The sequence below is a fragment of the Chryseobacterium contaminans genome (assembly GCF_001684955.1).
GTDB classification, from domain to species: domain Bacteria; phylum Bacteroidota; class Bacteroidia; order Flavobacteriales; family Weeksellaceae; genus Chryseobacterium; species Chryseobacterium contaminans.
Map to the genome: position 1 here is coordinate 1 of NZ_MAYF01000011.1, position 13,519 is coordinate 13,519.

Consider the following 13,519-nt stretch of genomic DNA (forward strand, 5'->3'; position numbering starts at 1 on the left):
CAACGGAAAAATCCACAAAGGAGAAAATGTAAGAGTATTCCCGATCAGCAACTGGACAGAGCTTGACATCTGGAATTATATCCGAAGAGAAAAAATTGAACTTCCTTCCATTTACTTCTCGCATGACCGGGAAGTGGTAGATCTCAACGGACAATGGATTGCCAATTCAGACCATGCCACTTTGGAAACCGATGATGTAATTACCATAAAAAAGATAAGATACAGAACGGTAGGAGATATGACCTGTACTGCCGCCGTAGAATCTAAAGCAACCACCATTGACGCTGTGATCGAAGAAATTGTAGCCACCAGAATCTCAGAACGCGGAGAAACCAGAATTGATGACCGTGTGACAGAAGCGGCTATGGAAGACCGTAAAAAAGGAGGCTATTTTTAGATAAGTAATCAGTAATGAGTAATAAGTAATTGAGTTGACAGCTTTTTTTACTTATACCATTCATCATTACTCATTGCCCATTATTACTCATAAACAAAAACAGATGGATATATTAAGATTTATAACAGCAGGAAGCGTAGATGACGGTAAAAGTACCCTGATCGGAAGACTGCTATACGATAGTAAAAGTATTTTACAGGACCAGTTAGAAGTACTGGAAAAACATTCTAAGAACAAAAATGATGACGGGGTAGACCTTGCTCTTCTTACAGACGGCTTACGTGCTGAAAGAGAGCAGGGGATCACCATTGATGTTGCGTACAGGTATTTTTCAACCTCAAAGAGAAAATTCATTATTGCTGATGCACCCGGTCACGTACAATATACAAGAAATATGATTACAGGTGCTTCGAACTCTGATCTTATGGTGATTTTGATCGATGCCAGACAGGGAGTGATTGAACAAACAAGAAGACATTCCATCATCGCATCATTATTAAAACTGAAGAAAGTAGCGGTAGCCATCAATAAAATGGATATGGTAGATTACTCACAGGAAGTATTTGAAACCATTAAAGCAGATTATGCTAAAATTGCGGAAAGTCTTGGATTAAAAGAGGTAAGCTATTTCCCGATTTCTGCGTTGAAAGGAGACAATATTGTTTCCGGATCATCACAGACAGATTGGTACCAAGGGCCTTCACTTTTAGAATATCTGGAAAATGTAACATTGAATGAAGAACTGAATACCGGAAGCCGTTTCCAGGTTCAATATGTGATCCGCCCTCAAACTGAGGAATTACATGACTACAGAGGATATGCAGGGCAGGTTTTAAGCGGTAAATTTCAGAAAGGAGATAAAATCCAAATTCTTCCGGCAGGCATTACCAGTGAAATTGCTAAAATCGAGATCAACGGAATTGAGAAGGAAGAAGCCTTTGAAGGTCAACCCGTGGTTCTCCATGTAACAGATGATGTAGACATCAGCAGAGGCGATATTTTTGCTACGGAAGAACAGCTTCCTGTTATTGAAAAAGACCTTGAAGTTCTGTTATGCTGGTTAGATCAAAAATCATTGCAGCCGGGTAATAAATACCTGTTACAGCAAAACAGCAGACTGATAAGAGCCGTAGTAAAAGAGATTGATTATAAAATTGATGTGAATACGCTTACCCAGGAAAAAGCAGAAGGCGATATTAAGCTGAATGAAGTGGTAAAAGTAACCTTGCGAACGGCACAACCTTTGGTCTATGATAGTTTTATCAATAACAAAAGAACAGGTTCTGCAATTTTGGTAGATGAAACTTCTAATTCAACGGTTGCAGCCTGCATAATTCAGTAAAGAAAAATGTCAGTTTCAAACCAATTTATCGAAAGAATTCAACAGAGTAAAGAGCATAAAACCCATGGATTCTTTGACAGAGCAAGGGTAAAGATTTTTGTAAAAGAATTGTATAAAGTATTGTTTCTTCCACAGCAAGTCAATACGCCCGATCAGCTGAAACAGGATTTTGCCCAGCTGCAGGATCACCTTTTCAACCTGATTAACACCATAACAAAAGACAAAGATCTTACCGAAGTACAGGTAAATGCTTTTTTTGAGGCCTTGCCGCAGATCTACAGTCATCTTGTTCAGGATGCACAATCCATCCTTGAATTTGATCCGGCTGCAGCCTCTTTAGAAGAAGTATACCTGGCATACCCGGGATATTTTGCAACTTATGTTTACAGAATTTCCCATCAGCTCTGGAATCAGGAAGTGCCGGTTTTACCCCGCGTAATTTCAGAATATGCGCACAGCAAAACAGGAATAGACATTCATCCCGGAGCAGTTATCGGAGAATATTTTTTCATCGATCACGGAACCGGAATTGTCATCGGAGAAACCACCGTCATTGGCGATCATGTCAAAATATACCAGGGAGTAACCCTGGGTGCTTTGAATGTCTCCAAAGAAAAAGCCAACCAGAAAAGGCATCCCAATATTGAGGACCATGTCATTATTTATTCGGGAGCAACTATTTTGGGCGGAAATACAACTATAGGAAGGGATAGTATTATTGGGGGGAATGTGTGGATTACACAGGATGTACCGCCAAATTCCCTGGTCTATAACAAAAGTGAAATAAGAATAAAGGATAATAATCCGTTACCGGAATCATTAACCTTTGTAATATAAAAACAGAAAAAAACAAAAAATTGTATTGATATGAAATTTCAGAATGCATTAGAAACCATTGGAAATACACCAGTCGTAAAGATCAATAACTTATTCAATTCAGACCACGAAATCTGGATTAAACTGGAAAAAAGCAACCCGGGCGGAAGCATCAAGGACAGAATTGCCTTAGCCATGATTGAAGATGCGGAAGCCAAAGGATTATTAAATAAAGACAGCACCATCATTGAACCTACCAGTGGAAACACAGGAATAGGATTGGCATTGGTGGCCGCAGTAAAAGGATATAAGCTAATCCTGGTAATGCCGGAAAGCATGAGTATAGAACGCCGTAAAATCATGGAAGCCTATGGTGCTGAATTTGTGCTTACACCAAGAGAAAAAGGAATGAAAGGGGCTATTGAAAAAGCTAACGAATTAGCTGAAGAAACACCCAATTCATGGATTCCGAGACAGTTTGACAATCCTGCGAACGTAAAAATACATGTAGAAACAACAGCTCAGGAAATTTTAAAAGATTTCCCGGAAGGACTGGATTACGTTATTACAGGAGTAGGAACCGGCGGACATATCACAGGAATTGCTAAAGCATTAAAGGAAAAATATCCTAATCTTAAAGTGATCGCAGTAGAACCGGAATTATCTCCTGTATTAAGCGGCGGAAGCCCTGCACCACATCCATTACAAGGTTTGGGAGCCGGATTCGTACCATCTATCCTTGATATTACTCTTCTGGATGGAGTCATTACGGTAGGAAAGGATGAAGCGTATGAGTATGCCATTAATGCTGCCAAAAAAGAAGGTCTTTTTGTGGGAGTTTCTACAGGAGCCGCTTTAGCCGCTATCGCAAAACATTTACCGCAAATACAGCCTGGAGCTAAAATTCTTACCATCAATTACGACACCGGAGAAAGATATCTTTCTCTTGAGGGACTCTTCTAAAATCCTTTAACTAACACCGACTTCAATGAATCCAACTATAAAATCACCTAAGGTTTACCTTATCGGTGCAGGGCCTGGCAACCCTGATTTGATCACAGTAAAAGCCGTAAAAGCCATCGCCAAAGCAGACGTTGTTCTCGCAGACCGCCTCGTAAGTCCTGAAATTTTAGAAACTTACGTTCATAAAGATACAGAGCTTATCTACGTAGGCAAAGAATGCAGCAAAAATGCGTCTACCCCTCAATCACTTATCAATACCTTAATGGTAGACTATGCTTTACAGAACAAAACAGTTGTAAGACTTAAAGGCGGTGACGTTTCTATTTTCTCTAATATTCTGGACGAACTTCAGGCGTTGAAAGAAAATCATATTCCGTTTGAGATTGTCCCGGGAATTACTGCGGCTCTGGGAGCTGCGGCTTATGCGGGAATGCCTTTAACAGCCAGAGGATATTCAACATCAGTTCGTTTTCTCACTTATTATAAGTCTGAAATTCTTACAGACGAGTATTGGAAAGATCTTGCCAGTACTCAGGATACCCTTGTATTCTATATGTCTAAAGGAAATCTCACCAGTCTTGTAGAGAAATTCATTGATCTGAATGTCTCGGATGAGAAAAAAATCGCTGTGATTGAACAGGCTACCACACCTTATCAAAAAGTGTACACCTCATCTTTTGAGGATTTCAGTAAAACACTTGGTAACAAAGCCTTTGCCTCACCGTCATTGGTGGTGATTGGAAAAGTTGTGAATCTTCATGAAGAATTTTCCTGGCTTGAAAATGCAGAACAGGAAGGTCTTTATTTTAAATCAGTTGAAAACGGAAGCTTAATTCCTAAAACTCAAAATTTCTTCGAATATGCTGTCTGAAACTAAATTAAACATCCTTAAACAAATCTCCAGTGATCTTTCCAGAGAAGAATCCATCTGGGCCAGCGGATACCTTGCAGGGCTGGCGGGAGCATCTCTTACCGCTGCGCAGCCTCCTTTACAGGTAACTTTACCGGAGCAAAATACAGTAAAGAAAATCACCTTAGCGTATGGTACAGAAACCGGAAACAGTAAAAAATTAGCTACATCACTTGCAGGAATCATCAAAAAGAAAGGAATTCAGGTGAAATTAGCAGACCTTTCCCAATACAAGCCTAAAGATCTTTCAAAAGAAGAATTTTTCTTTGTGGTCATCAGTACGCAGGGAGAAGGAGATCCACCAGTGCTGGCCAAAAAATTCTATGATTATATTTATGAAAATGAAATCAATCTCAGTACTTTAAAATTTGGGGTTCTGGCGTTGGGAGACAGCAGCTATCCTTTATTCTGCAAAACAGGAGAGGACGTAGATTCCCGATTTGAATTATTAGGTGCACAACGTATCATTCCGTTAAAAAAATGTGATATTGATTATGAACAGGATGCTCAAAACTGGATAGAACATGTTTTTGAAACAGTAAATAAAACTTCTGCCGGAAGTGTTAAAAATACACCAGCTCAAAAAGCATCAACAGGAAGAAAAAAATACCAGGGCACAGTATCAGCCATCATCAATCTGAATGATATCACCTCTGAAAAAGAAACCTACCACATTGAAATAGAAACAGCAGAAGCTTTAAGCTATCAACCCGGTGCAGCATTGGGAATTATTCCTTTCAATCCAAAATCTGTAGTTGCTGAAATTATTGCTGTAACAGGAATTGATCCTAAAAAACAGATCGAAACCACAAAAATTACAGATACAGTAGAAGAATTACTACACAAACACCTTAATATTAGCTATTTACTGAAAACCGTAGTCGCTCAATATGCTAAGATTACAGGACATTCCATTCCGGAAGTGCGTTTAAGCCTTCTTGATTTGCTAAGAATTTATCCTGTAAAAAATGCAGAGGAGTTTGAAGAAATCATTCAGATATTAACTGCTCAGGCACCACGTTTATATTCCATCTCATCTTCCCCGGAAGCCCATGGCGAAAATGAGATCCATATTACCGTTGCCAGATCGGAATTCTTTATTGACCACCAGAAACACAACGGTCTGTGCAGCGGTTACCTCAGCGAGTTTACAGAAGGTGGAGAAATTGAGTTTTATATTCAGGATGCAGGGCACTTCAGATTACCTGAGCCAGATAAAGATATCATTATGATTGGACCAGGAACCGGGATTGCGCCGTTCAGATCTTTCCTTTGGGAACGTGATGCTGTTGGAGCAGAAGGAAAGAACTGGCTGTTCTTCGGAGACAGAAATTTTGTATCAGACTTTATTTACCAGGCGGAACTTCAGGATTTTCTTAAAACAGGAAGCTTAACTCATCTGGATCTTGCCTTTTCAAGAGATACTGCTGAAAAAGTATATGTTCAGCACAAACTGGAACAAAAAGCTCAGGAAGTCTTTTACTGGCTTGAAAACGGAGCTTCCGTATATGTATGCGGAACCAAAGATCCTATGAGCCGCGATGTAGAAAATACATTACTCAATATTATTCAGCAACATGGAAAACGCAGTCAGGAAGAAGCCGTCAGCTATCTTGAAGAAATGGAGCTTAATGGCCGATATGCTAAAGATGTTTATTAAAAATCCGCACCCTTAAAAGAAACAAGTATGAACCATAAAGATAATCTTTCCCCTGTTGAAAGAATTAAAACCCAGAGCAACGGACTCAGAGGAACCTTAAAGGAAAGCCTTGCCGATGATTTTACCGGAGCCATAAGAGAAGACGACCAAACCTTAATCAAGTTCCATGGAATGTACCAGCAGGACGACAGGGACAGAAGAGAAGAACGTGTTTCCAAAAAGCTGGAATGGCTGTATTCCTATATGATCAGACTAAGGCTTCCCGGCGGATTTTTAACTTCAGATCAATGGATAGGAGTAAATGATATTGCCAATGACCATTCAACCGGAACCATTAAAATAACAACAAGACAGACACTTCAGCTGCATGGCATTTTAAAATCACATTTACGACCAACCATTCAGAGTTTCAACCTGAATCATCTTGATTCTATTGCGGCTTGTGGTGATGTGAACAGAAACGTGACGTGTACTGCAAATCCGTCAGAATCACCATTGCATCAACAAACCTATGAATTGGCGGGTAAAATCAGTGAAATGTGTCTTCCAAAAACCAAATCCTATTATGATATCTGGATTGATGATGAGTTGCTTATTGACCGAAAAACTGAAGAAGATCCTTTATATCAGGACAGATACCTTCCGAGAAAATTAAAGATTGGGATTGCCGTTCCACCCAATAATGATGTGGATGTATTCATTAATGATATTGCTCTGATTGCTATCATAGAAAACGATGAGATTGTAGGATATAATATTGCTGCCGGAGGTGGATTAGGAGCAACTCACGGAAATGAAGCCACCTATGCAAGATTAGCTTCTGTACTTGGATTTGTAGATTCTGAAGAAAAAGCTTTAAAAGCAGTATATGAAATCATTACTGTACAGCGCGATTTCGGAAACAGAAGTGACAGAAAACTTTCAAGATTAAAATATACCATTGATAAGCTGGGCATTGACCAGTACAGAGCCGAAGTAGAAAAAAGAACCGGATTCAATTTTGAACCTGCCAGGGAATTTAAGTTTGAACAGAGAAAAGACCGCTATGGCTGGACTCAAAACCATGAAGGAAAATGGTTTTATACCGTGTTTGTAGAACATGGAAGAGTTCTTGATATTGAAGGCTATCCTTTAAAATCAGGATTATTAAAGATTGCTCAAACCACAGATGTCAATTTCAGGTTTACCTGCAACCAAAACCTGATTATAACTGATATCAATCAAGAAGATAAAGCAACTATAGAAAGCCTTTTACACGAATATGGAATTTCAGATGCTACTGAAAAAACAAGTGCTTTACGTAAAAATTCTGTGGCCTGTGTTGCCTTGAATACCTGTTCACTAGCTTTAGCGGAAGCACAGCGCTATTTACCTTCTTTAGTGACCAAAATAGAACCTATTCTTGAAAAATATGGCCTTTTACAAGAAGATATTACCATCAGAATGACCGGATGCCCTAACGGCTGCGGAAGATCTCCCAATGCTGAAATCGGATTTGTAGGAACAGCTTACGGAAAATACAACCTTCATATTGGAGGAGACCGATTGGGAATGCGACTGAACACAAAATACAGAGAAAACATCGGCGAAGAAGAAATTCTTACTACTCTGGATGAGCTTTTCGGGATCTATGTACAGGAAAAACATACAGAAGAAACCTTTGGTGACTTTTCATACCGTTATTTACAAACCCTAAACTGAAAATATGATCAGCCTTTTTTATGACCAGAAAAAACTAAAAAAACATCAACCATTTCTTCCAGGTGAACGAATGTGTATGTGCTGTTGATTTTAAATACTGACAACATATACAAGCTGTTTGAACTCTATTTAAAACCACAAAAGTCACAAAAGCTTTAAACACTTAAGTTATTTGAAGTGAAAAACTTTGTGCATAGAAGTACACTTTAGCATTATGAAAATCTATGATTTTCAACTTATGTGAACTTTTATACCACAGCATTTTAAACTTTCTTAAGTGAACTAAAGTGTTTTAAATAATAACTTTTGTGCCTTTTGTAGTTAGAAAATACATCAGTTCCAAACAGCTCCATTCTTACTCACCTAAAATAGAAGAACAATGAAAAACAAAAGACAGGGCTATTTCCTGCCTAAAACAGGAGTTATACTATTCACATTTTTATTCTGCAATCTGGCAGAAGCACAACAGCTTATAGAAGTAAGCGGAATCATCAGAAATACAGGAACACAGAAAGGGCTTGATGCCGTAAAGGTACAGGTTGAAAATACACAGGATACCGTATCTACAGATGAATCAGGAAATTTCAAAATAAGAACAAGGGTAACCATTCCTTTCCGTCTGATCATCAATAAAGATGGTTTTTCCAGCCAGACTGTGGAAATACTTTCGCTTTCCAATAAACTTACCATCGGGCTTAATCCGCAGAATACCATTATTGATGATGTGGTTATTTCCGCATCCCGTATTCCGGAAAAAATATTGAAATCTCCGATCGCTATTGAAAAGATTGATATTAAAACGATCAGGGAAAGTCCGGCTGCCTCTTTTTATGAAACCCTTGAAAATGTAAAAGGGTTGCAGCTTTTAACATCAAGTCTTACGCTGAAAATCCCTAATTCCAGAGGATTTAATTCTCCTAATAACTTCAGATTTATGCAGTTGGTAGATGGGGTAGATGTGCAGTCTGCCACATTAGGAGTTCCACTGGGAAATGCTATTGGCCCTACAGAGTTGGATATTCAGTCTATGGAAGTCACTCCCGGAGCCGCTTCCGCATTGTATGGAATGAATGCCATCAATGGATTAGCCAGTCTGCAAACAAAAGATCCGTTTACTTCTGAAGGAATAAGCGTTTATTTCCGTGGCGGCGTGAATCATGTAGATCATTACAATCATAAAATAAGTTCTTTAGGTGAAAGTGCCATCAGATTTGCCAAGGTATTCCATAAAAACTTTGCGGTTAAAGTGAATGCTTCCTATTTTACCGGAACAGACTGGATCTCAAATAACTTAACAGATCAAAACCCTAATTCATTGGTTACAGCCAATCCTAATTTTTCTTTAGCCAACAACCCAGCAGAAGATCTTTGGAACAAATACGGTGATGAAAGAAACAACAGGGTAGCAGTAAAAGTAGATTATAACGGAAAACCTACAACCTTCAATGTTTCCAGAACAGGATATCTGGAAAAAGACCTGGTAAGTCCGGAAGTAAAGAATATAAAATTTGATGCCGGATTATATTATCGTTTCGGAGATCAGTGGAAAGCTTCTTACGTATACCGTTACGGATTGCTTGACGGAACCTTCCAAAGAGGAAATAAGATCCGTTTACAAAATGCTACCGTTCAAAACCATAAAGTAGAACTTACCGGAAAAGAACTTACTTTCAGAGCGTATGTCTCCATAGAAAATACTGGGGATTCTTATAACCTGAAACCTTTGGCTGATAATCTGGATCTGACGAATCTTTCTAACAATAACTGGAAAAGTATCTTCCAAACTGCTCTTCAAAATAACCTTAATGCGGGCACCAATCTGAATGATGCGCTTATTCTTGCCCGTCGTGAAGCGGATAAAAATAGAGCAGTACCAGGAACAGCTGCCTTTGAACAGTTAAAAAACACCATTATCGGAATCAACAATTGGGATTCTGCCAATGCAGGAATTGCCGGAGCTCCTGCAACTGGGGGAGCAAAACTGGAACAGAAATCCAGATTTTATCAGGGCGAACTTACTTATGACTTCAGCAGATTTGTAAAGATTTTTAATCTTTTAGCCGGAATAGATTACCGTTTATACAGCATCACCCCAGATGGAAACAACTTTGTAGACTTCAACAGGCCTGTTACGGAAAGAAATATTCCTTTATCTGATGGTACTTTTGGTAAAGATGTTGTCTATCAGAAATATGGAGCCTTCGCTCAGGCTACCAAGATTTTCTTTGATGAAAAATTAAAAATTAATGCAGCGCTCCGTATCGACAGAAATCCTGAATTTGAAGCTAAACTGAATCCGAGAATCAGCATTGTCTATTCTCCTGTGAAAGAGCACAATTTCAGAGCATCTTTTCAAAATGGCTACCGCTTTCCATCTTTGTTTGAAGCTCTTTCCTTTGTGAATAACGGAAATGTAAGAAGAGTAGGTGGATTAACAAAAGTAAATGACGGATTGGGTTATCTGGAAAATTCCTACACTTTAGCATCAATCGACAAATTTACAGCGGCTGTAAATGCTGATGTTGACAGTGGAAAAAGCCAGAGCCAGGCTGCACAGGATAATAAACAGCTTTTAGCCGTTGCCAACCTTCAAAAATTACAGCCGGAAAAGATCAATTCTTTTGAAATAGGATATAAATCGGTTTTCTTTAATAATAAACTGGCCCTGGACTGGGATTTTTACTACAATATTTATGAAGGATTCCTGGGACAGGTGGAAGTAGCCGTTCCTAAAAACAGCCAGGTAGGAAGCAATACAGCAGTTCTTGCTATGCTGGACCGAAGCAAACAGGACCGATACAGAGTATATACCAACAGCAACAGTACTTACAAAAGCTATGGAACTTCCTTTGGTATCCGTTACAATGTGATTAAAAATTATAACGTTAATGCGAATGTATCTTACAATGATCTGGCCTCTAACAATACTTCAGACCTATTTATTACTGCATTCAATACTCCAAAATGGATGGTGAATATAAGTGTGGGAAACAGGGAAATCATTAAGAATATTGGATTTACGGTTGTGGCAAGATGGCAAAATGGTTTTGACTGGGAGAGTCCTTTAGCTTCCGGAAAAATTCCGGCTTACTATACCATAGATGCCCAGGCTAGCTGGAAGATTCCTGAAATTCATGCCCAGGTAAAAATTGGAGCTACCAATCTCCTGAACAGACGTTATTTCCAATATGCAGCGGGCCCTGAAATCGGAGGTTTATACTATCTCGCTTTCACGTATGACTTAAAACTGTAATCAAGATGAGCAATTCCTTATATCCCGTATTTTTAAAACTTGAAACCTTATCATTACTCATCATCGGAGGCGGAAAAATTGCCCTTGAAAAACTGGAATCCGTATTGGGTAATTCACCTGAAACCTCTATAAGACTGGTAGCCAAGGAAATCAGTTCTGAAGTAAGAGCTTTACAGAGCCAGTATTCAAATATAAAATTATACGAAAGAGCCTATCATAACGATGATTTTAATGATACCGATGTGGCCATTATCGCAGTGAATGATATTGATTTAGCTGCACAAATCCGTGAAAACGCTCATCAGAAGAATGTATTGGTCAATATTGCAGACAAGCCCGAACTCTGTGATTTCTACCTAGGTTCCATTGTTAAAAAAGGAAGTCTTAAAATCGCCATTTCAACCAATGGAAAATCACCAACCATTGCCAAGAGACTTAGAGAAACCTTTACAGAAACCATTCCTGATGAAATGGATCTTGTGCTAGATAATATGCAAAGTATACGCAACCAATTAAAGGGAGACTTCAATCATAAAGTAACAGAACTTAACAAGATTACAACCCAATATCTGTCTGATGGAAAGATTTCTCCTGCAAAAAATGATCTGGAGATAGAAAAGCTCATCAGTATTACTAAAATAGCTCAAAGAAAAGCCAATATTTACCTTGCCATCATAGGAGTTATGCTTCTTTTGGGAATTTTTGGACTTGTTGTTTATCAGTTTGACCTTTCTGATGATATTCAGACTTTTCTCAATAAAGACGGTCATATCTTTTACTGGATGCTGTTTGCTGGATTTATGGCAGAAATTGTTGCCGGATCTATGGGAATGGGATATGGTGTGATCTGTACCACCATATTATTACTATTGAATGTTCCGCCACCAGTTGTCAGCGCAAGTATTCATTCTGCAGAGTCTTTTACAACAGCTGCAGGAGGATTTAGCCATTACAAACTGGGAAATGTCAATAAAAAAATGGTTTGGGTATTATTTCCGCTGGCTATTGTTGGATCTATCATTGGAGCATTAACTCTGTCTCATTACGGAGAACATTATGCCCATATTGTAAAGCCTATCATTGCCTGTTATACTTTGTATTTAGGATCAAATATCCTGAGAAATGCCTTTAAAGACAAGAATAAAGGTCGTGTAAAAACAAAAAGAAGAACCAATCTCAGAGTATTAGGGTTTGTTGGTGGCTTTATCGATTCTTTTGCCGGAGGAGGCTGGGGCCCTTTAGTAACCGGAACATTAATTAAAGAAGGAAGGATTCCCCGTTATGTAGTGGGAAGTTCTACTGTTGCTAAATTTTTATTGACACTCACAAGTGCCATCACCTTTATTTTTACGATTGGAATTCATCATTGGAATATTGTTTTGGGACTTCTGTTAGGTGGTGTTTTTACCGCTCCGTTTTCTGCTATGCTGACTTCCAAGCTTCCCACAAAAAAAATGTTTGTGGTAGTGGGAATCGTTGTTATTCTGATGAGTCTGACAACTATTTTTAAATCATTATTATAAAGTCAGGAAGCTGGAAGAGGAAAGTTATAAAGCCAGAAAAGCATTTGCTTTATTTTTTTGCAAATATTTTGTTGGGATCAACTTTTATAAATAATAAGTTAAACAGTAACTCCCAGTCTCACTATTCCAGCATCAAACCATTTTACTCTTTTATGTAAATTCAGTAAAACTACTGCATGGTCTTCATAAAAGGATCGTTACCTTTGATCTGTTCATACACTGAATAACAATATGATCCTTATCAAAACAATGACTTTTTAAAACGAAAACCATGAAAAAATTAAACAGAAAAACCTTAAAAAACATTGCCGGAGCCATTGGTATTGAGATTAATTTACCGCTTCCAGTAGGAGTATGCATCGGAAATCTGATTGGTTTATGTCCTCCCAATACCCATTGCAGGGCAGATGAAAAATGCTATCCGGATGTTGCAGGACCTTGTATTAATGGAATGTGTCCTTCAGGATATCAATGCCGTTCTGGTGAATGCATCAGATAAGACGATTGAAATAGAGCCTTTATCCAATGTGGTAAAGGTTTTTTTAGCAAGCAAAATTCATAGCAAAATCATACTAACCGACAAGCTTCATCAAACTGATTGAAAATTGATTAAACTCTTTGCTCACTTAAAACTTAACATAACAAAAAATAAACTTTGCGTTTTTAAAAATTATGATAGTAATCTGAATTTAACGCAAAGGTTTTATTGGCTGAACGTATAATTCTAAGGAAGCAAAGTTTGCGGCAAAGCCGTTGACTAAGTTCATGGTAACAAACCGCTTCATCAGATCGATTGAAATCGAACAATCTCTTTGCTCTCTTAAAATCTAGCAGCAGCAAATGATAAACTTTGCGTTTTAAAAAAATATGATAGTAATCTGAATTTAACGCAAAAGTTTTATTGGCTGAACGTATGATTATAAAGAGGCAAAGTTTGCGGCACAACCGTTTGAA

At 38.4% G+C, this 13,519-nt stretch carries 10 protein-coding genes; all 10 read left to right on the forward strand.

Going from position 1 to position 13,519, the window contains the following annotated elements:
• Window positions 1-397: phosphoadenosine phosphosulfate reductase domain-containing protein (locus tag BBH99_RS01460; RefSeq protein ID WP_165601860.1), on the forward strand; the 397-nt coding region annotated here is incomplete at its 5' end.
• A gap of 103 nt (window positions 398-500) precedes the next feature.
• Window positions 501-1,739 carry a sulfate adenylyltransferase subunit 1 gene (locus BBH99_RS01465; protein ID WP_066691006.1) on the forward strand — a complete coding sequence of 413 codons (1,239 nt, stop codon included), beginning with the start codon at window positions 501-503 and terminating at the stop codon, window positions 1,737-1,739.
• A gap of 6 nt (window positions 1,740-1,745) precedes the next feature.
• Window positions 1,746-2,576 (forward strand): serine O-acetyltransferase EpsC, encoded by an 831-nt coding sequence (epsC, locus tag BBH99_RS01470; protein ID WP_083188709.1) that lies wholly within the window; start codon window positions 1,746-1,748, stop codon window positions 2,574-2,576.
• 30 nt (window positions 2,577-2,606) lie between these two features.
• Window positions 2,607-3,518, forward strand: coding sequence for a cysteine synthase A (gene cysK, locus BBH99_RS01475; RefSeq protein WP_066691008.1), 912 nt, complete (start codon window positions 2,607-2,609; stop codon window positions 3,516-3,518).
• A gap of 25 nt (window positions 3,519-3,543) precedes the next feature.
• A complete protein-coding gene (cobA, locus tag BBH99_RS01480) occupies window positions 3,544-4,389 on the forward strand; it encodes a uroporphyrinogen-III C-methyltransferase (protein ID WP_066691010.1) in 846 nt (281 codons plus the stop codon).
• A complete protein-coding gene (locus BBH99_RS01485; protein WP_066691011.1) occupies window positions 4,379-6,088 on the forward strand; it encodes a diflavin oxidoreductase in 1,710 nt (569 codons plus the stop codon). Before cobA ends, BBH99_RS01485 begins: the two co-directional genes overlap by 11 nt.
• A gap of 27 nt (window positions 6,089-6,115) precedes the next feature.
• The gene (locus BBH99_RS01490; RefSeq protein ID WP_066691017.1) at window positions 6,116-7,789 is read left to right on the forward strand and encodes an NADPH-dependent assimilatory sulfite reductase hemoprotein subunit; all 1,674 of its coding nucleotides are present in this window, start codon (window positions 6,116-6,118) and stop codon (window positions 7,787-7,789) included.
• A gap of 379 nt (window positions 7,790-8,168) precedes the next feature.
• Window positions 8,169-11,042: a TonB-dependent receptor gene (locus tag BBH99_RS01495; RefSeq protein ID WP_066691020.1), complete on the forward strand. Its 2,874-nt coding sequence runs from the start codon at window positions 8,169-8,171 to the stop codon at window positions 11,040-11,042.
• Window positions 11,043-11,047: 5 nt separating this feature from the next.
• Window positions 11,048-12,565, forward strand: a complete 1,518-nt coding sequence (locus tag BBH99_RS01500) for a TSUP family transporter (protein ID WP_066691030.1) — start codon at window positions 11,048-11,050, stop codon at window positions 12,563-12,565.
• A 271-nt stretch (window positions 12,566-12,836) separates the two neighbouring features.
• On the forward strand, window positions 12,837-13,064 hold the full coding sequence (locus BBH99_RS01505) for a hypothetical protein (RefSeq protein WP_066691032.1): 228 nt from the start codon (window positions 12,837-12,839) through the stop codon (window positions 13,062-13,064).
• The last annotated feature ends 455 nt before the right edge of the window (window positions 13,065-13,519 follow it).

Bases quoted from the DNA above. Each gene is read 5' to 3' on its own strand.
- BBH99_RS01465 (WP_066691006.1), top strand. From the start codon at position 501: ATGGATATATTAAGATTTATAACAGCAGGAAGCGTAGATGACGGTAAA.
- epsC (WP_083188709.1), top strand. From the start codon at position 1,746: ATGTCAGTTTCAAACCAATTTATCGAAAGAATTCAACAGAGTAAAGAG.
- cysK (WP_066691008.1), top strand. From the start codon at position 2,607: ATGAAATTTCAGAATGCATTAGAAACCATTGGAAATACACCAGTCGTA.
- cobA (WP_066691010.1), top strand. From the start codon at position 3,544: ATGAATCCAACTATAAAATCACCTAAGGTTTACCTTATCGGTGCAGGG.
- BBH99_RS01485 (WP_066691011.1), top strand. From the start codon at position 4,379: ATGCTGTCTGAAACTAAATTAAACATCCTTAAACAAATCTCCAGTGAT.
- BBH99_RS01490 (WP_066691017.1), top strand. From the start codon at position 6,116: ATGAACCATAAAGATAATCTTTCCCCTGTTGAAAGAATTAAAACCCAG.
- BBH99_RS01495 (WP_066691020.1), top strand. From the start codon at position 8,169: ATGAAAAACAAAAGACAGGGCTATTTCCTGCCTAAAACAGGAGTTATA.
- BBH99_RS01500 (WP_066691030.1), top strand. From the start codon at position 11,048: ATGAGCAATTCCTTATATCCCGTATTTTTAAAACTTGAAACCTTATCA.
- BBH99_RS01505 (WP_066691032.1), top strand. From the start codon at position 12,837: ATGAAAAAATTAAACAGAAAAACCTTAAAAAACATTGCCGGAGCCATT.